The following is a 23769-nucleotide window of genomic DNA, read 5'->3' on the forward strand; positions in this document are numbered from 1 at the left end:
GGGCGAAACAAAATTGTCACAATCACCGGGCGCGGGGGGCCCGTTTGCGCGTCTCGACCCAGAGGTTGAGATAGTTGGCCCCGAAAATCAGCGCCGCGCCAAGCATGACGTAGATATCGACCGACTCGGCGAATAGGATCAGCGCGATCACGGCGATGAGCGGCAGCCGCAGAAAATCGACCGGCATGATCAGCGCCGCCGGCGCGATCGACAGCGCCGTGGTCAGGCACAGATGCGCCCCCAGCCCACCCAGCGCGATCAACGCCAGCCACGGCAGCGACCCCGCCGACGGCACGGCGATGTCGCCATCCGCCCCGGCGCAGATCAGCCCGAACAGCGATTGCAGCAGCGTCATCCAGAAAAGGATGCAGGTCAGCGTCTCGCGGCGCGTCAGCCGCTTGGTGAAAATCGCCGTTCCGGCAAAGCCCACCGCCGCCAGCGCCGCCGAGAGCGTGCCGATATTGACCGTATCGACGCTGGGGCGGGTGACGATCAGGATGCCGATGAACCCGGTGGTCGCCGCCAGCACCCGCATCCGCGTCAGCCGTTCGCCCAGAAAGACCGGCGACAGCACCAGAACCCAGAGCGGCGAGGTGAATTCCAGCGCAAAGACCTGCGCCAGCGGAATGATCGTGATGGCGTAGAACCACAGGTTCTGCCCGGTAAAGTGCAGGATGTTGCGCCCGAGATGCAGATGCGGGTTGCGCCACGTCACCTGGCCCAGCGTGCCGGCCAGCCGCGCCACGGTGAGCAACACGATGAACCCTATGACGCTGCGATAAAGCATGACCTCGAAGGTATCGAGTTCGAAACTCACCAGCCGCCCGGCCACCGCCATGGCCGAAAAAGATGCTACCGCGCCCAGCATCCAGGCGGCGGCACGCAGAACCTGAACGGGTTCGGCGGTCGCATCGGGGGCGGGCGGCGCGCTCATCTGCCGGTGTCGGGCGTGCCCCGCGCGCCACGCCTTTGCGAGCCGTAAAGGCGCACGCCCAGCCGGTTGAACGGGTATTCGGCCAGGCTGTAGGTGATGATCGAAAGAACCACCGTCAGCGCAAAGGCCAGGGCGAAGAACAGGATTGCGATACGCTCTTGCCCGGGCCAGAGAGTGCCGGCCAGATGAATGGCCAGGGGGTGCAGCAGGTAGAGGCTGTAACTGATCGATCCCAACAGCAGCATCGGCCGCCAGCACAGGAACCCGCGACGACCCGCGCCGCCGGGGCGGGCGACGATCAGCCCCGCTGTGGCCAGCGCCAGGATCGCGGCGTTGAAGCCGGTATTCGTGCAAAGCCCGACCCCGAACAGCGCCACCGCACCCCATGTCGCGCGGCGGCACCAGTCGGCGCCGCGCTGCTGGACGCGCTCGCGCATGCGTTCGGACAGCGCGCCGAGATAGAAATAGGCGCCATAGGTCAGCGGCAGGAAATGTGCGCCATGCTGCGGCATCCACAGGTGGCTGGCGGCCCGCGCCAGCCCTGAAACCAGCAGCAGCGCGACCATCACCGCAACGACGCGCTTTGTCGCATGCGGGATCGGCAGCAGCAGCGGCAGCACCGCGTACCAGAACACCTCAATCGGGATCGACCATTCCACCCCGATCAGGGAGTTGGCGACGTGGGTATCCCACGCGCTGAGAAAACTGATGTGCATCAGGTAGTTGTAGAGATCCGGCGCGCTGTCATAGAGCGTCATCCAATAGGGACGCGGCAGGTATTCCCACAGGATCAGCAGAAATGTCGCGGTGATGACAAGGTAATAGAGCGGCGCAACCCGCAGCAGGCGGCGGGCAAAGAACGGCCAGAATGCCCCGGCCGATCGATAGGTGCGCGCGATGGTAAAGCCCGAGATGACAAAGAAGATCTGCACCCCGTACTTGCCGTTGTCGGTGACGATCCCGCCCAGCGTGCCGAAATCGCGCAGTGCGCCGGTATGGATGATGATCACCATGCTGGCCGCGATGCAGCGCAGCCCGGTGATGAAATCGGTATCGCCGTACTTGCGGACCAGATAGCTCATGGCTCAGCCCTGCGCGTGTGGCCGAATGCCGGTGGCCGTCATGTTCAGGATCATTCCCACTCGATGGTGCCCGGCGGTTTCGAGGTGATGTCATAGGTCACCCGGTTGATGCCCTTGACCTCGTTGATGATGCGGGTGGCGGTCTCGCCCAGGAATTCGTGGGTAAAGGGGTAATAATCGGCGGTCATCCCGTCCACCGACGTGACCGCGCGCAGGGCGCAGGCATGGTCATAGGTGCGCCCGTCGCCCATCACGCCCACCGTGCGCACCGGCAGGATCGCGACGAAAGCCTGCCAGATCTCGTCATAGAGGCCGTGCTTGCGGATCTGGTCGATGAACACCGCGTCGGCGCGACGCAGGATTTCCAGCTTTTCGCGCGTGATCTCGCCGGGACAGCGGATGGCAAGGCCGGGGCCGGGGAACGGGTGCCGCCCGATAAAGCTGTCAGGCAGGCCCAGTTCGCGCCCGAGCGCGCGCACCTCGTCCTTGAAGAGTTCGCGCAGCGGCTCGACCAGCTTGAGCCCCATCTTTTCCGGCAGCCCGCCGACATTGTGGTGGCTCTTGATCGTGACCGACGGCCCGCCCGAAAAGCTGACCGATTCGATCACGTCGGGATAAAGCGTACCCTGGGCCAGGAACTGGGCGCCCTCGGTGGCGTCGGCGTGTTTCTGAAAGACGTCGATGAAGAGGCGACCGATGATCTTGCGCTTGGTTTCCGGGTCGCTGACGCCCTCAAGTTCGCCAAGGAACAGCTCCGATTCGTCGGCATGGATCAGTGGGATGTTATAGTGGTCACGGAACATCGACACGACTTCGTCGGCCTCGCCCTGGCGCAAGAGCCCGTGATCGACAAAGACGCAGGTCAGCTGATCGCCGATCGCCTCGTGGATCAGCACCGCCGCAACCGAGCTGTCGACGCCGCCGGATAGTCCGCAGATGACCCGCCCATCACCGATCTGCGCGCGAATTTTTGCAATCGCCTCGTCACGATAGGCGGCCATCGTCCAGTCGCCCTTGAAACCCGCGATGCGGACGAAGTTGGCATAGAGCTTGGAACCGGCGGGGGTGTGGTGCACCTCGGGGTGGAATTGCACCGCATAGAACCGGCGCGACGGGTCGGCGGCCACCGCAAAGGGCGCCCCGGGCGAGGTGGCATAGGCAGCAAATCCCGGCGCCAGCGCCGCGACGTGGTCGCCGTGACTCATCCAGACCTGTTCGCGGTCATCGTCGGCGGTGAACCAGCCATCCAGCAACTCCAGCGCCTCGCCGGTGGGGCGGATATAGGCGCGCCCGAATTCGGCGGTGCCGTCGCCGCGTTCGACCCGGCCGCCCAGCATCTGCATCATCACCTGCTGGCCATAGCAGATGCCCAGCACCGGCACGCCCAGATCGAACACGGCCTGCGGCGGGCGGGGCGATCCGTCGTCCAGAACCGAGGCGGGCCCGCCCGACAGGATCACCGCGCGCGGGCGGAAGTCCTGCAAAAAAGCATCGGTCACCGCCTGGAAGGGGTGGATTTCGCAATAGACGTTCAATTCGCGCAGGCGTCGCGCGATAAGCTGCGTCACCTGGCTGCCGAAGTCGATGATCAAAAGGCGGTCATGGGCGGTGTTTGTCATGTTTGCCCTCTACCCCGGCGCCAATGCCGTTGCAAGCTGGCCGGCGGCGAGCTAGCGGGGCAGGGCTGGCGGAAATAGACTGCCCCCATGTCGGTTTTGGCCATGCAAGGGCGCAAATTCGCCGCGGGTTGGCGGATGCAACGGATAAAACCATTCCAAACGGTGCCGCGATGCGCCGTCAGAAGTCCAGGATGATCGAGGAGACCTGTAGATGAGCGAAGCAGCAGCCCGCAGACGAGTCCGCGGCGGCGGTGGTGCCGCACGCCGGGCGGAGCGTACCGCCGTCAGCGTCGAGACCGCCCGCTATATCGAGCGCAACATACCGCTGTTCGAGGTTCTCAACGACGAGGCGCTGGAAATCATCGAGCACAACGCCGAAACCCTGCTGGAAGAGATCGGCGTCAACTTCGTGCAGAACCCCGGTGCGCTGGAACGCTGGCGCGAGGCCGGCGCCGACATCAAGGGCGAGCGTGTGCGCCTGCCCCGCGGGCTGGCGCGCGAACTGATCCGCACCGCGCCCGGCCAGTACACCCAGCACGCCCGCAACCCCGAACGCAACGTCGTTATCGGCGGGCGCAACCTGGTCTGCGCGCCGGTCTATGGCCCGCCCTTCGTGCGCGACATGGATGGCGGACGGCGCTATGCCACGATGGCCGATTTCGAGAACTTCGTGAAGCTGGGCTATATGTCGAAATGGCTGCACCATTCCGGCGGCACCGTGTGCGAACCCACCGACGTGGCCGTGAACAAGCGCCACCTCGACATGCTCAAGGCGCACATGACCCTGTCGGACAAGCCCTTCATGGGCTCGGTCACCGACCCGCAGCGGGCGCAGGACAGCGTCGAGATGTGCGAAATCCTGTTCGGCAAGGATTTCGTGCAGGAAAACACGGTGATGACATCGCTTATCAACATCAACTCGCCGATGACCTTTGACGATGTGATGATGGGGGCGCTGGAAATCTATGCCCGCAACAACCAGGCCTGCATCATCTCGCCCTTCATCGTCGGCGGCGCGATGGCGCCGGTGTCGGTGGCGGGCACGCTGACGCAGGTGCTGGCCGAGGTGTTGGCCGGCATTGCCTATTCGCAGATCGTCCGCCCCGGTGCGCCGGTGATCATGGGGGCCTTCGTCACCTCGATCGACATGAACTCTGGCGCGCCCACCTTCGGCACGCCCGAGGCCGCGCACATCACCTATGGCGCGGGACAGCTGGCGCGGCGTCTGGGGCTGCCCTACCGATCGGCCGGGGCGTTCACCGGCTCCAAGCTGCCCGATGCGCAGGCCGCTTACGAGACCGCCAACAGCCTGAACATGGGGCTTTTGTCGGGCGTGAACTTCATGCTGCATGCCTGCGGCTGGCTAGAGGGTGGGTTGGTGTCCAGCTTCGAGAAATTCGTCATGGACGCCGACCAGCTTGGTGCGCTGCACCATTTCGCCGCCGGCGTCGACATGTCGGAAAACGGCCAGGCGATGGACGCCATCCGCGAGGTCGGCCCCGGCGGGCATTATCTGGGCTGCGCCCACACCCAGGCGAATTTCAAATCCGCCTTCTGGCGCACCGACCTGCTGGACTACAAGCCGTTTGAGCAATGGTCGGAAGAGGGCGAGCGCGACACCATGGTGCTGGCTAACGCCCGGATGAAAAAGCAGCTCGAAACCTATGTGCAGCCGCCCCTCGACCCGGGCATCACCGAGGCGCTGAATACCTACGTGGCCGAAAAGAAGGCGTCGATGCCCGACGCGTTTGGCTAAGGGTCAGCCGACGGCGGCCAGCGGCGTGGCGCGCATCAGCCGCGCCTCGCCCATCATGGCGATCAGAACATCGACGTGGCGGGCCGGCGAATAGCCGGCGCCGCCGCAACGGCGTTCGCGGTCGATTTCCGCCTCTATCTCGATCAGGGCCAGCAGCGCCGCCGCCACAGAGGGCGGGCGCATGATGCCCAGATGTCGGCGCAGCGCCATCTCGCGGTGGTAATCGGGCAGCCCCAGGCGCGCCGCCTCGATCAGCAGGGGCGGGCGGTGCAATTGGTTCAGCATGCTCAGCGGGTTGGTCATGGCGATCTCCGGTCATGGCGCAGGTTTTCGGTTGGCCATGACTGTTGCACAACCTTGGCGCGTGTTGCGCCCGGGCCGGTTTCTGCGAACGGTCGGGAGGGAATTTGTTTATCTTTTGGAAACAATCATTGCGGAAACATCAACAGTTAACGAACCGGTAACGATTACAACCCAGACTTGTTGCGCGCGTGTGGATAACTTGCGGATGATACATGCATGCTGGGAGTGGTCGTGATCGGACACCGGAAAGGAGACGGTATGACCTGTGCCTTGTATTCGGCCGAAAACACGGACCGACTGCCGGCCTGGGTACCCGCCGAGGTGTCGGTCTATCTGGAGCACACCGAGAAGGGCCGCCCGCTGCGGGCGCTGGCGCGGGCCGCCGGCGTGCATGCATCGACAGTGCTGCGGCAGGTGCGCGGGGTCGAGACGCGGCGCGAGGACCTGCTGGTTGACGGGGCGCTGACCCGGCTTGGCCGATGCCTCAGGTCCGACGATGACATGGCTGAAAACGATCTGCCGATGTCGGCCGACGATCTGGCGCAAGAAACGCGGCGGGTTCTGCGCCGGATGTGCGAGCCCGGCGCGGTGCTGGCGGTCGCGGCCGAGATGGACAAGGCCGTGGTGGTGCGAGAGGCCGAGGAGGCCGAGCCCGTGCGCCGCGCCGTTGTCGATCGCGCGCCGGCCGAGGCGATGGCGTTGTGCGGCTGGATCGCCTGTGACCGCCCCTCGCGGGTGTCACGCTATCGCATCACCGCCGCCGGGCGCGCCGCGCTGAACCGCTTTCTGGCCGAGGCGGAAAACCGCGCCGTGGGCTTTGCCAAGGCGCCGGTCGCGTTCACCGGCGCGCCACGGCCCATCGCCCGCCGTGCCGGGACAGGGGACGCGCCCGCGCTACGGTTTCGCGCCGCGGAAACGCCGCTGGCGCTGTTGGCTCGGCGGCGCGACGGGCAGGGGCGTGCGTTCCTGGCGCCCGAACTGGTCGGCGCGGGCGAGCGGCTGCGCGAAGATTTCGAGATGGCGGGCCTCGGCTTGCGCGGGGCCGCCGCCTGGGACCGGTTCCTGACCGAGGAAGAGGCGCTGCCGCCCGCCGCCAGCCGTGGCAGCGCGGCGGCGCGCGCCCGCGCCATCGGGGCGTTGCGCGATCTTGGGCCGGGGCTGGGCGATGTGGCGCTGCGTTGTTGCTGCCGGCTGGAGGGGCTGGAAAGCGCCGAACGGTCGCTTGGCTGGTCGGCGCGTTCGGGCAAGATCGTGCTGCGGATCGCGCTGCAGCGGCTCAGCCGGCATTATGACGCCCTGGGCGATGGCGGCGCGATGCTGGGCTGAGGCGCTCAGCCCCCGACCAGCCAACCCACGCCGAAAGCCACCAGCGCACAGACCGTGCCGACCAGCACGGTTTCGCCGACGCAACGATACATCCGTTCGCCGGTGGCGTTCCAGCGCAGCAGCCCCAGCGCCACCAGCGCCAAGGCCGTCGCCGTCAGCGACAGCAGAAAGGTGTCGTGATCCGGCGGCAGCAGGAAATAGGGCGACAGCGGCACCGCCCCGAAGATCACGAAGGAAAAGAAGGTGAACAGCCCGCTCACCGCCGGGTTCTCGCCCTCGGGGTCGGTCATGCCGAATTCGTAGGTCATCATAAGGTCCGCCATCAGCAGGCGGTGGCGTGACAGCAGCGTGGCGGCGGTGTCGGCCTCGCCCGGGGGCAGGCCGCGCTGGCGTAGGATCTCGAACAGCTCGGCGCGTTCCTGATCGGGGTTGCGCAGGCTTTCGCGCAGCTCTTCGCTGCGCCGCGCGCGGTAGAGATCGTGTTGCGAGCGCAACGACAGGAACTCGCCCAGACCCATGCTGACCGCGTCGGCAAAGAGGTTGGCCAGCCCGAACACCAGCACCGCCAGCCCGCCGATCTGGGCGACGCCATCGGCCTGCGCGCCGGCAAACCCCGCGACGATGGCAAAGGTCGTGACGATGCCGTCATTTCCGCCATAGACGATCTGCTTGAGGTATTCCTGCGTGTGGCTGAGGGCGTGCGCCTCGCGCCGGTGTGTCTGCCAGTCCATCGCCGTATCCGCCCTGCCTGTCGGGTATCTCGTCACGCAAAGCATAGGCCGCGTGGGGCGGGGCGCAACCGGACAAAGGGCTGCGCCGGAAACTGCCCGCGCGGAACTGGCACATTCCCCCGCGATGCAATATGCAGGCATCGAGTTGCCGAAAAGCAGGCAGGAGATCGTGACGTGACGGATTCGGATATGCCCAGGCTGCGCCACCCCGAAAAGGCGCATCGCCCCGACAACGCCCAGCCGAAGAAACCGCACTGGATCAAGGTGCGCGCGCCGGGCGGCGAGGGTTATGAAAAAACCCGGCGGATCATGAATGAAAACCGCCTCGTCACCGTCTGTCAGGAGGCGAGCTGTCCCAATGCCGGCGAATGCTGGGGCAGGGGGCACGCCACCATGATGATCATGGGCGATGTCTGCACCCGCGCCTGCAGTTTCTGCAACATCGCCACCGGCAAGCCGGCCGAGGGGCTGGACGCGTTCGAGCCCGGCCGCGTCGCCGATGCGGTGTCCAAGCTGGGGCTCAACCATGTGGTGATCACCTCGGTCGACCGCGACGATATCGACGATGGGGGTGCGGCGCATTTCGCCCAGACCATCCGCGCGATCCGTCATCGCAGCCCCGGCACCACCATCGAGATCCTGACGCCCGATTTCCTGCATTGCGATCCAAAGGTGTTGGAAGTGGTGGTCGAAGCGCGGCCCGATGTATTTAACCACAACCTGGAAACCGTGCCGGGGCTATACCCCGATGTGCGCCCGGGCGCGCGCTATTTCCATTCGCTGCGGCTGTTGCAGCGGGTCAAGGAACTGGACCCGGGGATATTCACCAAGTCTGGCATCATGGTGGGATTGGGCGAGACGCGCCTGCAGGTGCTGCAGGTGATGGATGACATGCGCGCGGCGGATGTGGATTTCCTGACCATCGGCCAATACCTGCAACCGACGCCCAAGCACCACGCCATCGACCGTTTCGTGCCGCCCGACGAATTCGCGGGCTATGAAAAGGCGGCCTATGGCAAGGGGTTCCTGATGGTGTCGGCGACACCGCTGACGCGGTCGTCCTATCATGCGGGCGAGGATTTCGAGCGGCTGCGCGCGGCGCGGCAGGAAAAGCTGGGCGCCTGAGGCGCCTCGTTCCAAAGACAAGGCCGGCGAAAACCGCCGGCCGGGTATTTTTAACCAGAAAGAAGCTGGATGTGTCTGCTCAGCTGCCCCAGCTGCGCACCGGGCCACAATCCATGTGCACGAAATCGCTGCGCGAATAGCGCCCGACGCCGCCGCCATGGCAGGCGAGCGCGGCACGGTAGACCTGGTTGACCGAGCGCGAGCCCAGCCGCAGATCGGCGGCCTGCCCCTGGATGTGGCGTGATTTCTTGGCCACCCCGCGCGAGCGGCGGCGCAGCATGGCGTTGGTTTCCGGGCTGCGGTAGCCGGAAAGCAGCATGTAGGGTTCGCTTACGTCCAGCAGGTTATGGGCCGCGGTCATAATGTCGATGGTGCGGGTGTCGATGTTGTGGGTCTGGTCGGTGCGCCAGTCGCGCATGAAGTAGGTGATTTCCTTGACGGCGTCGCGGATATATTCGCCTTCGATCCAGTAGATGGTGTCGATGCTTTCGCCGCTGCGCGGGGACGTCATGTGGATGCGGCGAATGTCACCTGCGCCCCTAAGGAACCCTGCCGCCTTGCCAAACGTTGGTGCTGCAGTGATCGCCGTTGCGGCGAAGGCTCTTAAAATCGCGCGTCGTGAGACGCCCGCATGGTTTCGCTCAGTCATCGAATACGCCTGTCCCGTGCTTGCCAAATGTCCGCTTTCGGTGCGGCTCGTCAAATCCATCCCCAGACTTGGAGGATTAATGACACATTTGGAATCGGGGAAAAAGGGCATTTTCGACAAACCGGCATTGGTCAACTGATTTCGGCAAGATTTCGCGCAAAATCGTTTCAATGTGACTAATCCCCATCTGTCGCGGGGCCGGGGCGCCACATGCGGGCGATCCGGTGAAACAGGGGTGCGAGATAGATAATAATTGATTGGACAGGAAATGCCGATTTGCGATGATGGGGCATATTGAACACTTGGGGACCGTGATTTTGAGGGGAAGAAAAATGGGGTTTGAGGCATTGGCAGCAGGGCTGCGCCGTTCGGGACTGGTTCTTGCCGTGGTGGCCGGGGCGGCGGTTGCGGCGCCGGCAGCGGCCGGGATCACCGCCTTCAAGCAGACAGTGGCCGAGGCCGCGTCGGAGGATCGCGATATCGCCGCCTTTTACCGAGAGAACGGATTTTCCGCTGTCTGGACCGGTGCCGGTGACGAGCAACGCAAGCGCCGCAGCGCGCTGTTGTCTGCGATGGAGGCGGCTGGCATGCATGGTCTGCCCTCGGGACGCTATGACACCGCGCGGCTGATGCGGCTGCTGGAGGATGTGCGCACACCCCGCCACCGCGGCCTTGCCGAGGTGGCGATGTCGCGCGCCTTTATTCGTATCGCCCGCGACATGCAGTCGGGCGTGCTGGACCCTGCCAGCGTCGATGACGAGATCAAGCGCAAGGGCACCTACAAGGACGCCACCACTTATCTTTCAGGGCTGGTCGAAAGCGATCATCCGCGGTCTTATTTCCGCTCGCTCCTTCCTCAGACCCGCGAATACACCCGCCTGCTGCGCGAAAAGATCCGCCTGGAGCGGCTGATCGAAAACGGCGGCTGGGGGCCTCAGGTTCCCGGTGGCAAGCTCGAACCCGGCCAAAGTGGTCCGGCGGTTGTCGCCCTGCGCGACCGGTTGATGGCAATGGGCTATCTCAAGCGGACCTCGACCATGGTCTACGACGCCAATATCGAGGACGCGGTGCGGCGCTTTCAGATGGCTCTGGGACTGGAACCCGATGGCAAGGTTGGTCCGGGCACGCTGGCCGAGCTGAACAAGTCGCCGGCGACGCGGCTGGCCCTTGTGCTGGTGGCGATGGAACGCGAGCGATGGCTGAACAAGGAACGCGGTGCCCGGCATATCCTGGTCAACCTGACCGATTTCTCGGCCCGGATCATCGACAACGACCGCATCACCTTTGAAACGCGCGCCGTTATCGGGGCCAATGCTCATGACCGCCGCAGCCCCGAGTTTTCGGACGAGATGGAGCACCTGGTGATCAACCCGTCGTGGTATGTGCCGCGCTCGATCACGATCAACGAATACCTGCCGCAGCTCAGGGCGAACCCGGGCGCGGCGGCGCATCTGCAAATCATCGACGGCTCGGGGCGTCCGGTCAGCCGGGCGGCAATCAACTTTGCCGCCTATACCGGTAATACCTTTCCCTTCGACCTCAAGCAGCCGCCGTCGCGCGGCAACGCGCTGGGACTGGTGAAGTTCATGTTCCCCAACCAATACAATATCTATCTGCACGACACCCCCAGCAAGCACCTCTTTGCCCGGGCGCGGCGTGCCTACAGCCATGGCTGCATCCGCCTGGCGAAGCCGTTCGATTTCGCCTACGAGATTCTGTCGCGTCAGGAAGAAGACCCCAAGGCGTTTTTTCACAGTGTCCTGGACAGCGGACAGGAAACGAAGGTCGATCTGGAGGAAAATATCCCGGTGCACATCATCTATCGCACCGCGTTTTCGGACGCGCGGGGCGAGATGCATTACCGCCCCGACGTCTATGGCCGCGACGCGCGCATCTGGGCGGCGCTGAAGCAGACCGGCATCCAGTCGCCCGCGCTGCAACTGGCCAGCCTGCAGATCCCCGAGGCGCAGTACTTTCCGACACCACGGGCGGCGGCGCCGGCGCGTGCCGCGGCAGTCACGCCGGTGCGGGCGGTTCAGCCGCAGGCTCAGGCCCCGGCCCGTGTGCGCACCAGGGCGGCGTCCGGCGGCGGCACGGCCACCATCGACAGAAGGCTGCGGCGCCTCGGTAACGACCGTTAAGCCTCCTGCATGCCGGTCGAAAGGCCGGGCTGCGGCGAAATCATCCCCCGGGTTTGCGCCCGGGGGCTTTCGTTGCGGCGGTATCGCGGTTAAGTCTGCCTCACGACAAAGGGGATTGCATGGGCTACACGATCAAGCAGATTGCCGAGGCGTTGGGCGGCGAGGCCATGGGCGACACCTCGATTGAAATAGATGGGCTGGCCGAACCGGGCGACGCCACCGCGCGACAGCTGGCGCTGGCCAGCAAACCGGACTATGCCGCACGGCTGTCCGCCGGCGCAGCCCGCGCCGCGTTGCTGTGGTCTGGCGCTGACTGGCGGGAATACGGGCTGGAGGCGGCGATCTTTGCCCCGCGCCCGCGTTTTGCCATGTCGTTGCTGACCGCCATGTTCGACCCCGGACAGGGCTGGGCCGAGGGCATCCACCCCAGCGCCATCGTCGAAGAGGGCGCTCAGCTGGGCAAGGGGGTCAGCATCGGCCCGCTCAGCCTGGTGGCCAGCGGCGCGCGTATCGGCGAGGGAACCGTGATCGGCCCGCAATGCCACATAGGTCACGATGCCGAGATCGGGCCTGGCGGCCTGTTGCGCGAAGGGGTCAGGATCGGCGCGCGGGTGAGGATCGGCGCGCGGTTCATCGCCCAGCCGGGCGCAGCCATCGGCGGGGACGGCTTTTCCTTTGTCACGCCAGAGGTGTCGGGCGTCGAAAAGGTGCGCGAGACACTGGGCGACCGCGGCGAGACCGAGGCGCAGGGCTGGGTGCGCATCCACAGCCTGGGCGCGGTCGAGATCGGCGACGATGTCGAGGTTGGCGCCAACACCACCATCGACAGCGGCACCATCCGCCCGACCCGGATCGGCAGCGGTACCAAGCTCGACAACCTGGTGATGATTGGCCACAACGTCGAGATCGGCCGCGACTGCCTGCTGTGCGGGCATGTCGGCATCGCCGGCTCGACCCGGGTTGGCAACAACGTGGTTCTGGGCGGCAAGACCGGGGTCAGCGACAACATTTTTATCGGCGACAATGTCATCACCGGCGGCGGCACCATCGTGCTGGCCAATATCCCCGCCGGGCGTGTCATGCTGGGCTATCCGGCAATGAAGATGGAGGCCACGATGGACCTGTTCAAGGGCTTTCGCCGGCTCAAGCGCCTGTTCGGGGATGTTGCCGAACTCAAGAAAACAGTTTCCAACTTGCCGACGAACGACTAAATCGGGCGCGTTGCAGAAAAAAGGGCCGCAGCGATGGACATCAAGGATCGTGTCATCAGGATCATCGCCGAGCAGGCGGTGCTCGATCCTTCGGACGTTACGATGGAAAGCACGCTCGAGGATCTTGGCATTGACAGCCTCGGCCTGGTCGAAAGCATTTTCGCGATCGAGGAAGAGTTCGACATCTCGGTGCCGTTCAACGCCAACGCGCCCAACGAAAGCGATTTCGACATATCTTCGGTTGCCTCGATCATTCAGGGCATCAACAAGCTGGTGGCGGAGCAATCGTGAAGCGGGTTGTCATTACCGGGGCGGGCACGATCAATGCACTGGGCCGCAACGTGGCCGATACGCTGGAGGCGATGCGCGAGGGCCGCTGCGGCATCGGCGAGCTGGAGTTCCACGATGTCGAGCGGCTGTCGATCCGCATCGGCGGGCAGGTCAAGGGGTACGAGCCCGAGGAGCGCTTCAACCGCCAGCAACTGGCGCTCTATGACCGCTTTGCCCAGTTCACCCTGATCGCCGCGCGCGAGGCGATCGCGCAGGCGGGGCTGGAATTTTCCGGCGAGCTGGCGACGCGGGCCGGGGTCGTGCTGGGCAATTCCGGCGGCGGCATGACCACGCTGGATGAAAACTATCGCTCGGTCTACGAGGCGGGCAAGAACCGGGTGCATCCCTTTGTTGTGCCCAAGCTGATGAACAATGCCGCCGCCAGCCATGTCTCGATGGAGTTCAACCTCAAGGGCCCCAGCTTTACCGTTTCGACCGCCTGTTCCAGTTCCAACCACGCGATGGCGCAGGCGTTCCAGCTGGTGCATGGCGGGGCGACCCCGGTGATGGTTACCGGCGGGTCGGAATCGATGCTGTGCTTTGGCGGCGTCAAGGCGTGGGAGGGGCTGAGGGTCATGTCCCGCGACGCCTGCCGCCCGTTCTCTGCCAACCGCAACGGCATGGTACAGGGCGAGGGCGCGGGCGTCTTCGTCTTTGAAGAGCTGGAACACGCGCAAAAGCGCGGGGCCGAGATACTGGCCGAGGTCGCGGGTTTCGCCATGTCCTCGGACGCCTCCGACATCGTCATGCCGTCGAAACAGGGCGCGGCGCGCACGATGTGCGGGGCGATGAGGGATGCGCGCATCGACGCGGCCGAGGTGGGCTATATCAACGCCCACGGCACCGGCACCGCGGCCAACGACAAGACCGAATGCGCGGCGGTGGCGGACGTGTTCGGCGCCCATGCCGACAAGCTGATGATTTCCTCGACCAAGTCGATGCACGGCCATCTGATCGGCGGCACCGGCGCGGTCGAACTGCTGGCCTGCATCATGGCGGTGCGCGACGGCGTCGTGGCCCCCACCATCGGCTACGAGGAACCCGACCCCGAATGCGCGCTGGACGTGGTCCCGAATGTGGCGCGCGAGGCCGACGTCAAGGTCGCCCTGTCAAACGCCTTTTCCTTCGGCGGGCTGAATGCGGTGCTGGCGCTGAGGCGGTTCGAGTAGGGGGGGAGGGGGTGGCCCTTTCCGGCCCGTTGCGGACGTTGGTGACCCTTAATGGTTCTGCGATGCAGCTTCCTCAAACCAGTCGTTCACGCACGGCGCAGCATTTTCACGGGTTCAATGACCATTGTGCGGGACGCAGCGAACTTTTGCCGCGGCCAACTCGAACGAATGTCTGCTTCGAACAAATATAACTGTTTGCACCAATCGAGATATGCTGAAGTTCAATCCCTGATTCCGCTTCTAGTCGCGCATCGGTGCAGTCGCGCTGCGAAGTAGGTCGCGAAGATCTCATTTTCAGAATATTCATCAGGAGCCTTCCAGTAGGCACCGAGGCGCCCCGTGAGGCCTGCGATCCAATCGGCAGCCTGCATGGTTTGGTAGCGGTGGCTTTCCAACTGGAAAGGTGGCTCGACCAGGTGGCGTCGTTGATCGGCTCCATACATCGCGATCGACGCCTGTGTGACAAGGGTCGACCGTTGATCATGCTCATCGAGGGCGAGGAGAAACTTTTCACAGGGATTGCAGTCCTCTTCACAGTGCTGGTCTATGCGCTTGATCGCCTCACGTAGGATATGTCGATAGAGGGCGTTTGCATCGTGGTGTTCTGGCGTAGCGTGTTTACCCTGCCCGACATAGAAGGCAAAGCCGCCGAGCGCTCTTATCTTGTTGAAAAGACGATTGGTAAAGTTGCGCAACTCCCGATAGGTCTCAACGTTCCGAACCGTGTAGAGAGCCGAGCCCTTCTTCTCCCAAACGGAAGGATGCATGGAAGAGCGGTCGATCTCGAACTTCAGTAGCTCACATTTCCGCTGATAGAACCACGTTCCAAAATTGCGGACTTCCTCAATGGGAAGCACAAGCCCGGCAAGGCCGAAGACTGGGCTATCGTTGTGCTGGAAGTGATTGCGCGCGATGTAGGGGCCAATGTGCCCAAACTCATCCAAATAGGCAATGTAAGTCAAAGCAAACCTCAGAAACACGAAAGCCCGCGCTTGCGCGCGGGCCTCGGAATGAGGGCAACACGAGTTTGCGCCTCATGGCGTTAGTTAGAAGATTAGGCCTCGCTTGTCAACCTCATCAAAGCCGCCGTTCGTTATCGCTGATGCAATCGTCACTCAAGGCTCGGTGCCGCCTTCCGCACTGCGGAAACAAACTCGGATCAGCGCAAGTTCGAATGTCGGCTCCCGTGGATGATGCACTCTTGGTTCGCAGAAGCAGAGATAGTCCGCCCCCCGCCCTTCCCACCTCATCCCCCCAACAAAAAACGCCGCCCAGTGGGCGGCGCTTTTCATTCTCAATCCCTGCCGTGCGTCAGTTCGGCGCGACCGAGACGTTTTCATACGCCTTGGTAAAGCCGTCCAGCGACGCCTTGATCACCACCCGCTGGTCGGGGGCCTGGGCGGGCACGATGGTCAGGAACGCCTCGCCCCCGGACTTGAACCCGTCGATGTCCTCTTGCGTAAAGCCGATGCGGGCAAAGCAGCCCACCATCGAGCAGAACGAAAAGTTATAGGCCTTGGCCGCGCCTTCATCCACGGTGATGCGCAGCCCCTGGGGCAGCAGCGTGCCCAGCGGCACCACGATGGTTGCGCCGGCCACGGCCTCGCTGTCGTCGGGCAGCTTGAACAGGCTGAACTCGGCCACCGGGTTGCCGGCTTCCTCGCGCAAAAGCTGGTACATCTGGCAGGGGTCCTCGTCGGCCTCGCTGCGGAAGCACTGCAACTGCCAGTCGCCGTAGGTTTCCTTGATATAGGAGGGGTCTTCGCGCACCTCCTGGCCCATGTCGAGACCGGGTTCGGCAGCCGTGCCTTCCTCGGTGGCGGGCTCGGCTTCGGCGGCGGTGTCGCCGGCGGGCGTGTCGGTGTCCTGCGCAAAGGCGGCGCCGCCGGCGGCCAGCAGCGCGACAAGCGGCAGGATGGTCAGTAATCTGGACATGAAATCCCCGTTTTATGTGTTGGCGATCAGGGTTCTTGCGGTCGGCGTCGTGGTGGTCGGCAGACGCCGGCGCCGGAGGCCGGATCGTGCTGGCGCAGATAAAACCGCACCCGCCCCCGAGTTGCAAGGCTTTCCGCCGCGGGCAGCGGGTCCCGAATGGAAATCCCGGAGACCCACAAAGAAACCCACAAAGAAAAAGAGGCCTCTCGGCCTCTTTCCCGTCTTCTCCCCGCCGGACTGGCCGACTTAGTGATTGGGCGAACGCTATGACAGTTACCGCTATCCGTCAACAGGCTTGATCGAGAAATTTCGGACCCATTCCGGGGCCGCTTTGCGACCCCAGAAAAAACCGCGCCAACGTGGCGCGGCCAGTCTGACAGGGAGGAAGTCACCCCGGAGTCCGGGGCGGGAATCAGGGTGGCGCAGAATGGTTAACTTTGTATGGTCGGATCGAGGAAACAGCACGACAGGGGTGAATGCCTTGGAAAACGGCATATTCATAGGCGGCGGCGGCAAGGATTACGCCGTCCCGCAGCATCTGGCACTGGGATACGCCAACCGCCACGGGCTGATCGCCGGGGCCACCGGCACCGGCAAGACGGTGACGCTGCAGATCCTGGCCGAGGGGTTTTCGGCTGCCGGCGTGCCGGTCTTTGCCGCCGACGTAAAGGGTGACCTGTCGGGCCTCGCTGCCGCCGGGAGTGCCAAATTCAAGCTGCACGACGCATTCACCAGCCGCGCCGCGACCATCGGGTTCGATGATTACCGGTACGAGGCGTTTCCCGTCACCTTCTGGGACATCTTCGGCCAGCAGGGCCACCCGGTCCGCACCACCGTGGCCGAGATGGGGCCGCTGCTGCTGTCGCGGCTGATGCAGCTGACCGAGGCGCAGGAAGGGGTGATGAACATCGTCTTTCGCGTCGCCGACGAAGAGGGGATGCCGCTCTTGGACCTCAAGGACCTGCAGGCGCTGCTGGTCTGGACGGGCGAGAACCGCGACGCGCTGTCGCTGCGCTATGGCAACGTGTCGCCGCAATCGGTGGGCGCGATTCAGCGCGCGCTGATGGTGCTGGAAAACCAGGGCGGGGCGGGGTTCTTTGGCGAACCGGCGCTGGAGCTGGCAGACCTGATGCGCACCGATGCAGACGGGCGCGGGCGCATCAACATCCTTGCCGCCGACAAGCTGATGGGCTCGCCCCGGCTTTATGCCACCTTCCTGCTGTGGCTCCTGTCGGAGCTCTTTGAGACGCTGCCAGAGGTGGGCGACCCCGACAAACCCAGGCTGGTCTTTTTCTTCGACGAGGCGCACCTGCTGTTCGACGACGCGCCCAAGGCGCTGGTCGACAAGGTTGAACAGGTGGCGCGGCTCATTCGGTCCAAGGGGGTGGGGGTCTATTTCGTCACCCAGAACCCCGACGACATCCCAGAGGATATTCTTGGCCAGCTCGGCAACCGCATCCAGCACGCGTTGCGCGCCTTTACCGCGCGCGACCGCAAGGCGCTCAAACGCGCGGCCGAGACCTATCGCCCCAATCCGCGTTTCGACACGGCCGACGCGATCCGCGACATGGGCGTGGGCGAGGCCGTGACATCCATGCTCGAGGCCAAGGGCGCGCCGGGCATCGTCGAGCGCACACTCATCCGTCCACCATCGTCCAAGCTGGGGCCGGTCAGCCCGGCGGAACGCGCGGCGGTGATGGCGGCCTCGCCCATGGCCGGGAAATACGACACCACGCAGGACAGGCAGTCGGCCTACGAGATGTTGGCAGCGCGGGCGGCAGAGGCGGCCAAGGCGGCAGAGGTCGCCGAGGCAGAGGCCGAGGATGCCCCGGCGGCGCTGCGCGAATTCAACGCCGCGCGGCGCTATAGCGGTGGCCGGGTTGCGCGCTCCAGCAGCCGGGCCAACAAGGGCCTCGGCGAACGGTTCGGCGCTGCCGTGACCGATGCCGTGCTGAAAGAGATCAAGGGCACCACCGGCCGGCGCATCGTGCGCGGTATCCTTGGCGGGCTTTTCAAGGGGCGCTGAGGGGGTACGTTACCCGCCCCAGCCTCCGAGCCGGGGCCTTGTATCTCAAGTGGCCCCGGGTCTGGCCCGGGGCGGGCGGTTCAATTCAGACCCGCAGCGCCCGCAAGTCTGTCAGCAGAGCCTCGCAGAATGCGGTCGAGCGGCGGATGCGCGACCGCGATAGCGCGCTGGATTCGACCCGCACCAGCGCCTCGATCCCGATCATGAAGGGCAGCCAGATATCGCGTTCGACCTCCGTCAACTCCAGCGCGTCGGCAAAGACCGCGATCCCCTCAGCATCGACGCCGTAGCGCGCAGTGCCCGAGGGCAGCAAACCCCGCCGCCCCATATGCGTCAGGAAACGCGCGATATCCTTGACCACCGGCAGCCGGGCAGACCCGCCAGTGTCGATGCCCGTAAGGCGGGTGCCCTCGCTCAGCAGGTTGTTGGGGTGAAAATCGCCGTGGCAGATCGCCATGCGCCAGGTGCCCGCCTCATGCGGTGTCGAAATGCGGGTCAGTTCCGCCACGATCGCGGTCTTCAACTCGCGCAGCTCGGCATAGCGCAGCCGTGCCAGCGCCTTGTCGGCGCGACCGAACCAGCCGTCCAGCCGCACCGGCGTCGGTGCCTCTGTCGGGGCGGTGTATTTGCGCAGCCACGCCGCCGCCGCGGGCAGCAGGGCAGGGCGCCCCGCCGGCGGCGTCTGCCATATCCGCACCATCAACGGCATGCCCGGCGCGCGTTCGCTGACCACCAGCCCCAGATCAGGCAGGTGACAGATGGGCGTGCTGACGCGCAGATCGCCCGTGTTCATGTATGTGTGTGCGCGGGTCAGCTCGGCCCAGTCGCGGGCGGCGCTTTCGACCTGTTTGGACAGATGAAAGCGAAAGATCGCCGGGCGTTCGCCCACATGCCCGGCGATGATCGCGCGTTTGCCGGGCACAAGGCGGATCATCTCGTCCAGCACGGCGTCGGTCAGCGCCGCCTCGTCCGCGGCGCGGGTTTCGAACGCGGTCATCAGATCGCTCAGCGCGTCCATCTGTTCCAGCGGCGTGGGGTTGGCACGTTTCGGCATGACCACCACGATTGCCCAAGCCCGCAACTGCGGTCAACCGAATTGAACCCCGCGCCGCACGCGTCTATGCTGTTCCCCAAAGCTGCCACACCAGGAAAGAGCCGCCGATGTCCGACATTCCCGTTTCCGAGATGACCTTTGAACAGGCGATGAAAGAGCTTGAGGAGGTCGTGACCAAGCTGGAGCGGGGCGATGTCGCGCTGGAGGATTCGATCCGCCTTTACGAACGCGGCGCCGAACTGAAAAAACGCTGCGAGGACAAGCTGAAGGCGGCCGAGGAAAAGGTTGCCACGATCACGCTAGACCCCGACGGCAACCCCACCGGCACGGTTCCGGCCGGCGACCTGTGAAGCAGGAACTGGCGGCGGCGCTGGCCGCCACAAGCGACGCGGTCGGGGCCCATTTCGCCGATGTACTAGGCAGCTTTGGCGACGATGACGTGGCGCAGGCCATGCGCTATGCGCTGGAGGGCGGCAAACGCATCCGCGCCTGCCTGGTGATCGAGGGCGCGCGCCTGTTCGGCCAGCCAAGCGAACGTGCGATCTGGCCCGCCTGCGCAATCGAGGCGATGCATGCCTACAGCCTGGTGCATGACGACCTGCCCTGCATGGATGACGACGCCATGCGCCGGGGCCGCCCGACGCTACATGTTCAGTGGGATGAGGCGACGGCGGTGCTGGCGGGCGACGCATTGCAGGCGCTGGCATTCGAGCTGGCGGCGCACCCCGATGGCGCCGAGGGCGCCGAGCACCGCGCCGGGCTGGCCCTGAGCCTGGCGCGTGCCGCGGGCGGGCAGGGGATGGTGCTGGGCCAGGCGCTGGACATCGCCGCCGAAACCGCACACGCGCCGCTTTCGCTAGATCAGATCACCGCCTTACAGCGGGCCAAGACCGGGGCGCTGATCGGCTGGGCCGCCACCGCCGGGGCGCGCATGGCCGGGGCTGACCCCGCGCCGCTGGGCGGCTACGCCCGTGCGCTGGGGCTGGCCTTTCAGATCCAGGATGACGTGATCGACGCCACCGGCGACGAGGGCACCGCCGGCAAGGCCGTGGGCAAGGATGCCGCCGCCGGAAAGGCGACCTTCGTGTCGCTGCTGGGGCTCGATGCCGCGCGTGCGCGTGCCGCTGGGCTTGCCGAAGAGGCGTGCGACGCCATATCCTGCTATGGCGAGGCGGCGGAAACCTTGCGGCAGCTGGCGCGCTTCGTTATCTCCCGCCAAAGCTGAACGCCACCGCAGAGAGGGGAGCACCCCGCGTGCCCGACCAGCCAACGCCAGACCGCCCCAAGACACCCCTGCTGGATACCGTGCAGGGCCCCGCCGATCTGCGCCGTATGAGCGAGGCAGAGCTGAGCCAGCTTGCGCAGGAGGTGCGCGCCGAAACCATCTCGGCCGTGTCGGAAACCGGTGGCCACCTGGGCGCCGGGCTGGGCGTGATCGAACTGACCGTGGCGCTGCACGCGGTGTTCGACACCCCGCGCGACAAGCTGATCTGGGATGTCAGTCACCAGACCTATCCTCACAAGATCCTGACCGGGCGGCGCGACCGCATCCGCACCCTGCGCCAAAAGGGCGGGCTGTCGGGGTTCACCAAGCGCGCCGAAAGCCCCTATGACCCGTTCGGGGCGGCGCATTCGTCGACCTCGATCAGCGCCGCGCTGGGGTTTGCGGTGGCGCGCGATCTGGGCGGGGTGTGCGAGACCGGCCACGGCGACGCCATCGCGGTGATCGGCGACGGCGCGATGAGCGGCGGCATGGCCTTCGAGGCGATGAACAACGCCGGCGCGCTGAAAAAGCGGCTTTTCGTCATCCTCAACGACAACGAAATGTCGATCGCGCCACCAGTTGGTGCGATGTCGGCCTATCTGTCGCGCCTTTACGCCGGCGCGCCCTATCAGGAATTCAAGGCCGCAGCCAAGGGCGCGGTGTCGCTTTTGCCCGAACCCTTTCAAATGGGCGCGCGCCGCGCCAAGGAAATGCTCAAGGGTCTTGCCGTAGGCGGCACCCTGTTCGAGGAACTGGGCTTTTCCTATGTCGGCCCCATCGACGGGCACGACCTGGGCCAGCTCCTGCCGGTTCTGCGCACAGTCAGGGCGCGGGCGACGGGGCCGACGCTGATCCATGTGCTGACGAAAAAGGGCAAGGGCTATGCCCCGGCCGAACGCGCCCGCGACGGCGGCCATGCGACGGCCAAGTTCGATGTTGTCACCGGCGAGCAGAGAAAGAAGCCCTCGAACGCGCCCAGCTATACCCGCGTCTTTGCCGAGGCGCTGGTGGAAGAGGCCGCGCGTGACGACCGCATCTGCGCCATTACCGCCGCGATGCCGGGGGGCACGGGGCTGGATCTGTTCGAGTCGCGCTATCCCTCGCGCTGTTTAGACGTGGGCATCGCCGAACAACACGCCGTCACCTTTGCCGGCGGGCTGGCGGCGGGGGGGATGAAACCCTTTTGCGCGCTCTATTCCACCTTCCTGCAACGTGGCTATGATCAGGTGGTGCATGACGTTGCCCTGCAGGGGCTGCCGGTGCGTTTTGCTATCGACCGCGCCGGGCTGGTGGGGGCCGACGGGCCGACCCATGCCGGCAGTTTCGACATCGCCTATCTGGCCTGCCTGCCGGGCATGACGGTGATGGCCGCGGCGGACGAGGCAGAGCTGAAACACATGGTCGCCACCGCTGTCGCCCATGACGCCGGGCCCATCGCGTTCCGCTATCCGCGCGGCGAGGGCGAGGGCGTCGAGATGCCCGAGCGCGGCGAGGTGCTGGAAATCGGCAAGGGCCGCATCATCGCCCAAGGCGCGCGCGTGGCGATCCTGTCGCTGGGCACGCGGCTGGGCGAGGTGCGCCGCGCCGCCGAGGCACTGGCGCAAAAGGGGATCACGCCCACCATCGCCGACGCGCGCTTTGCCAAGCCGCTGGATGCTGACCTGGTGCTTGATCTTGCCGCCCGTCATGAGGCGCTGATCACCATCGAAGAGGGCTCTGTCGGTGGTTTCGGCAGCCATGTCGCCCAGCTGTTGGCGGAAAACGGCGTGTTCGACGGTGGGTTCAAGTTCCGCTCGATGGTGCTGCCGGATGTGTTCATCGACCAGTCCGACCCGGCGGACATGTACGCCACCGCGCGCCTGAACGCCCCCGATATCGAGGCCAGGGTGCTGGAAGTCCTGGGCGTCGCATCGCTGAAAGGCAAGCGCGCCTGAGAACGCCGCCAGTGGCGGCGTCTGCCTCCGGCGGGGGTATTTTCAACCAAAAAGAAACGGCAGGGGATGCGTTCCCCTGCCGTTCGTCTTTTCGCGCCTCGTGTCGGGTCGTTTACCCGGCGCGGCGGCGGCGGCGAGAGGGGCCGCGCCCGCCGGCGCGGGTTTCGCCCGGTTTCAGCGGCACCTTGTTGAACTTGATCCAGTCGCCGCCATGCGGGTCGTTGTTGGTCAGGAAGTTGGCGGCGCGGATTGCCTCCATCTCCTTGCCCGGGCGCGGTTTGGTCGAACCGAGACCGAAGAGCTGACAAAAGGTTTCGTCGTCCATGTCCCCGGGCAGCACGATGCCGGCCTCGGCGACCTCGGCCCGCTTGGCGGCGATCTCGGACGCCTTCACCGGCAGCGCCACGGGGTTCATGATCGCGCTGGTCATGCCCGCGCCCATCGCCATCGGCAGAAAGGCGTTGTTGATGCCGTGGCGGTTGGGCAGTCCAAAGCTGACATTCGACGCGCCGCAGGTGGTGTTGACGCCCAGTTCCTCGCGCAGGCGCCGCACCAGGGCAAAGACCTGCAGACCGGCCGTTGCCATGGCGCCGACGGGCATCACCAGCGGGTCGACCACGATGTCGTGGGCGGGAATGCCGAAATCGGCCGCGCGCTCGACGATCTTCTTGGCGACGGCGAAACGCACGTCGGGATCTTCGGAAATGCCGGTGTCGTCGTTCGAGATGGCGACGACGGGCACGTTGTATTTCTTGACCAGAGGCAGTACCAGTTCCAGCCGATCTTCCTCGCCCGTGACCGAGTTGAGCAGCGGCCGGCCTTGCGCCGCGGCCAGCCCGGCCTCGAGCGCGGCAGGCACCGAGCTGTCGATGCACAGCGGCACATCGACCAGCCCCTGCACCAGCTCGATGATCTTGGTCATCAGCGGCGGTTCGGTCTGGTTGGGATCGGGGTTGGAATTATAGACGACGCCCGCGTTGATATCGAGCACGTTTGCGCCGGCCTCGACCTGGGCGATTGCGTCGGCTTCGATGGTCGAGAAATCGCCCGCCTCAAGCTCGGCCGCCAGTTTCTTGCGCCCGGTGGGGTTGATCCGCTCTCCGATCACGCAGAACGGCTGATCGAAGCCGATAATGGCTGTCTTGGTCTTGCTCTCGACAATGGTGCGCGTCATGGGGGT

The 23769-nt window shown here is 65.2% G+C and carries 22 protein-coding genes; 12 read left to right on the top strand and 10 right to left on the bottom strand.

All coding sequences use genetic code 11. The features are described 5' to 3' along the window. Positions 1–22 precede the first annotated feature (22 nt). The 3 genes from DL899_RS04360 to guaA are packed head-to-tail and all read right to left on the bottom strand — an operon-like array spanning position 23 to position 3635. Entirely contained in the window at positions 23–934 is a 912-nt protein-coding gene (locus tag DL899_RS04360) for a DMT family transporter (RefSeq protein WP_239494598.1), read from the bottom strand. Further along, on the bottom strand, positions 931–2016 hold the full coding sequence (locus DL899_RS04365) for an acyltransferase family protein (protein WP_111732761.1): 1086 nt from the start codon (positions 2014–2016) through the stop codon (positions 931–933). The genes DL899_RS04360 and DL899_RS04365 overlap by 4 nt, the downstream gene beginning before the upstream one ends. Before the next feature lie 50 nt (positions 2017–2066). Continuing rightward, entirely contained in the window at positions 2067–3635 is a 1569-nt protein-coding gene (guaA, locus tag DL899_RS04370) for a glutamine-hydrolyzing GMP synthase (protein WP_111732762.1), read from the bottom strand. Positions 3636–3846: 211 nt separating this feature from the next. On the opposite strand from guaA, the gene DL899_RS04375 reads away from it, so the two are divergent. Further along, positions 3847–5391 (top strand): trimethylamine methyltransferase family protein, encoded by a 1545-nt coding sequence (locus DL899_RS04375; protein WP_111732763.1) that lies wholly within the window; start codon positions 3847–3849, stop codon positions 5389–5391. A gap of 3 nt (positions 5392–5394) precedes the next feature. On the opposite strand, the gene DL899_RS04380 is transcribed toward DL899_RS04375, so the two are convergent. Next, a complete protein-coding gene (locus DL899_RS04380; protein ID WP_111732764.1) occupies positions 5395–5694 on the bottom strand; it encodes a DUF6477 family protein in 300 nt (99 codons plus the stop codon). 258 nt (positions 5695–5952) lie between these two features. Between DL899_RS04380 and DL899_RS04385 the strand changes: the two genes are divergently transcribed. Beyond that, on the top strand, positions 5953–7020 hold the full coding sequence (locus DL899_RS04385; protein WP_111732765.1) for a DUF6456 domain-containing protein: 1068 nt from the start codon (positions 5953–5955) through the stop codon (positions 7018–7020). 5 nt (positions 7021–7025) lie between these two features. Here DL899_RS04385 and DL899_RS04390 read toward each other — a convergent pair whose 3' ends face one another. Continuing rightward, positions 7026–7751, bottom strand: coding sequence for a VIT1/CCC1 transporter family protein (locus DL899_RS04390; protein ID WP_111732766.1), 726 nt, complete (start codon positions 7749–7751; stop codon positions 7026–7028). 189 nt (positions 7752–7940) lie between these two features. On the opposite strand from DL899_RS04390, the gene lipA reads away from it, so the two are divergent. Then, entirely contained in the window at positions 7941–8876 is a 936-nt protein-coding gene (lipA, locus tag DL899_RS04395) for a lipoyl synthase (protein ID WP_420820950.1), read from the top strand. Positions 8877–8955: 79 nt separating this feature from the next. Here lipA and mepK read toward each other — a convergent pair whose 3' ends face one another. Continuing rightward, positions 8956–9525 (bottom strand): peptidoglycan L,D-endopeptidase MepK, encoded by a 570-nt coding sequence (gene mepK / locus DL899_RS04400; RefSeq protein WP_111732918.1) that lies wholly within the window; start codon positions 9523–9525, stop codon positions 8956–8958. Between mepK and DL899_RS19325 the strand changes: the two genes are divergently transcribed. The 5 genes from DL899_RS19325 to DL899_RS04420 all read left to right on the top strand — a co-directional run bounded on the left by DL899_RS19325 (position 9434) and on the right by DL899_RS04420 (position 14376). After that, positions 9434–9664, top strand: coding sequence for a hypothetical protein (locus DL899_RS19325; protein ID WP_162685495.1), 231 nt, complete (start codon positions 9434–9436; stop codon positions 9662–9664). The two genes, mepK and DL899_RS19325, sit on opposite strands and share 92 nt — an antisense overlap. Positions 9665–9857: 193 nt before the next feature. Further along, complete coding sequence (locus tag DL899_RS04405) at positions 9858–11666, top strand: L,D-transpeptidase family protein (RefSeq protein WP_111732768.1); 1809 nt, start codon at positions 9858–9860, stop codon at positions 11664–11666. A gap of 119 nt (positions 11667–11785) precedes the next feature. After that, on the top strand, positions 11786–12877 hold the full coding sequence (gene lpxD / locus DL899_RS04410) for a UDP-3-O-(3-hydroxymyristoyl)glucosamine N-acyltransferase (RefSeq protein ID WP_111732769.1): 1092 nt from the start codon (positions 11786–11788) through the stop codon (positions 12875–12877). A 33-nt stretch (positions 12878–12910) separates the two neighbouring features. After that, complete coding sequence (locus tag DL899_RS04415) at positions 12911–13168, top strand: acyl carrier protein (protein ID WP_111732770.1); 258 nt, start codon at positions 12911–12913, stop codon at positions 13166–13168. Next, a complete protein-coding gene (locus tag DL899_RS04420; RefSeq protein WP_111732771.1) occupies positions 13165–14376 on the top strand; it encodes a beta-ketoacyl-[acyl-carrier-protein] synthase family protein in 1212 nt (403 codons plus the stop codon). The genes DL899_RS04415 and DL899_RS04420 overlap by 4 nt, the downstream gene beginning before the upstream one ends. Positions 14377–14597: 221 nt before the next feature. Here DL899_RS04420 and DL899_RS04425 read toward each other — a convergent pair whose 3' ends face one another. Together DL899_RS04425 and DL899_RS04430 are read right to left on the bottom strand one after the other, a co-directional pair. Then, positions 14598–15338, bottom strand: coding sequence for a DUF3800 domain-containing protein (locus DL899_RS04425; RefSeq protein WP_239494599.1), 741 nt, complete (start codon positions 15336–15338; stop codon positions 14598–14600). A gap of 349 nt (positions 15339–15687) precedes the next feature. Then, positions 15688–16311 (bottom strand): invasion associated locus B family protein, encoded by a 624-nt coding sequence (locus DL899_RS04430; RefSeq protein ID WP_111732773.1) that lies wholly within the window; start codon positions 16309–16311, stop codon positions 15688–15690. A 481-nt stretch (positions 16312–16792) separates the two neighbouring features. On the opposite strand from DL899_RS04430, the gene DL899_RS04435 reads away from it, so the two are divergent. Further along, a complete protein-coding gene (locus DL899_RS04435; RefSeq protein ID WP_111732774.1) occupies positions 16793–18337 on the top strand; it encodes a helicase HerA-like domain-containing protein in 1545 nt (514 codons plus the stop codon). A gap of 85 nt (positions 18338–18422) precedes the next feature. Here the strand turns inward: DL899_RS04435 and DL899_RS04440 are convergent, their stop codons facing one another. After that, positions 18423–19391: a phosphotransferase gene (locus tag DL899_RS04440; RefSeq protein WP_162685500.1), complete on the bottom strand. Its 969-nt coding sequence runs from the start codon at positions 19389–19391 to the stop codon at positions 18423–18425. Positions 19392–19498: 107 nt separating this feature from the next. Between DL899_RS04440 and DL899_RS04445 the strand changes: the two genes are divergently transcribed. Genes DL899_RS04445 through dxs form a run of 3 tightly spaced genes read left to right on the top strand, consistent with a single transcriptional unit; the run spans position 19499 to position 22589 of the window. Beyond that, positions 19499–19741, top strand: coding sequence for an exodeoxyribonuclease VII small subunit (locus DL899_RS04445; protein WP_111732776.1), 243 nt, complete (start codon positions 19499–19501; stop codon positions 19739–19741). Positions 19742–19749: 8 nt separating this feature from the next. After that, a complete protein-coding gene (locus DL899_RS04450) occupies positions 19750–20616 on the top strand; it encodes a polyprenyl synthetase family protein (protein ID WP_111732919.1) in 867 nt (288 codons plus the stop codon). A gap of 29 nt (positions 20617–20645) precedes the next feature. Further along, complete coding sequence (gene dxs / locus DL899_RS04455; protein WP_111732777.1) at positions 20646–22589, top strand: 1-deoxy-D-xylulose-5-phosphate synthase; 1944 nt, start codon at positions 20646–20648, stop codon at positions 22587–22589. 112 nt (positions 22590–22701) lie between these two features. Here dxs and DL899_RS04460 read toward each other — a convergent pair whose 3' ends face one another. After that, positions 22702–23763 carry a methyltetrahydrofolate cobalamin methyltransferase gene (locus DL899_RS04460; protein ID WP_111732778.1) on the bottom strand — a complete coding sequence of 354 codons (1062 nt, stop codon included), beginning with the start codon at positions 23761–23763 and terminating at the stop codon, positions 22702–22704. Positions 23764–23769: the final 6 nt, after the last annotated feature.

Origin of the sequence: Roseovarius amoyensis (assembly GCF_003260265.1) — a bacterium.
GTDB lineage: Bacteria > Pseudomonadota > Alphaproteobacteria > Rhodobacterales > Rhodobacteraceae > Roseovarius > Roseovarius amoyensis.

Coding starts and splice junctions, on each gene's coding strand:
- DL899_RS04360 (WP_239494598.1), bottom strand. CDS start 934: ATGAGCGCGCCGCCCGCCCCCGATGCGACCGCCGAACCCGTTCAGGTT.
- DL899_RS04365 (WP_111732761.1), bottom strand. CDS start 2,016: ATGAGCTATCTGGTCCGCAAGTACGGCGATACCGATTTCATCACCGGG.
- guaA (WP_111732762.1), bottom strand. CDS start 3,635: ATGACAAACACCGCCCATGACCGCCTTTTGATCATCGACTTCGGCAGC.
- DL899_RS04375 (WP_111732763.1), top strand. CDS start 3,847: ATGAGCGAAGCAGCAGCCCGCAGACGAGTCCGCGGCGGCGGTGGTGCC.
- DL899_RS04380 (WP_111732764.1), bottom strand. CDS start 5,694: ATGACCAACCCGCTGAGCATGCTGAACCAATTGCACCGCCCGCCCCTG.
- DL899_RS04385 (WP_111732765.1), top strand. CDS start 5,953: ATGACCTGTGCCTTGTATTCGGCCGAAAACACGGACCGACTGCCGGCC.
- DL899_RS04390 (WP_111732766.1), bottom strand. CDS start 7,751: ATGGACTGGCAGACACACCGGCGCGAGGCGCACGCCCTCAGCCACACG.
- lipA (WP_420820950.1), top strand. CDS start 7,941: ATGCCCAGGCTGCGCCACCCCGAAAAGGCGCATCGCCCCGACAACGCC.
- mepK (WP_111732918.1), bottom strand. CDS start 9,525: ATGACTGAGCGAAACCATGCGGGCGTCTCACGACGCGCGATTTTAAGA.
- DL899_RS04405 (WP_111732768.1), top strand. CDS start 9,858: ATGGGGTTTGAGGCATTGGCAGCAGGGCTGCGCCGTTCGGGACTGGTT.
- lpxD (WP_111732769.1), top strand. CDS start 11,786: ATGGGCTACACGATCAAGCAGATTGCCGAGGCGTTGGGCGGCGAGGCC.
- DL899_RS04415 (WP_111732770.1), top strand. CDS start 12,911: ATGGACATCAAGGATCGTGTCATCAGGATCATCGCCGAGCAGGCGGTG.
- DL899_RS04430 (WP_111732773.1), bottom strand. CDS start 16,311: ATGTCCAGATTACTGACCATCCTGCCGCTTGTCGCGCTGCTGGCCGCC.
- DL899_RS04440 (WP_162685500.1), bottom strand. CDS start 19,391: ATGCCGAAACGTGCCAACCCCACGCCGCTGGAACAGATGGACGCGCTG.
- DL899_RS04445 (WP_111732776.1), top strand. CDS start 19,499: ATGTCCGACATTCCCGTTTCCGAGATGACCTTTGAACAGGCGATGAAA.
- DL899_RS04460 (WP_111732778.1), bottom strand. CDS start 23,763: ATGACGCGCACCATTGTCGAGAGCAAGACCAAGACAGCCATTATCGGC.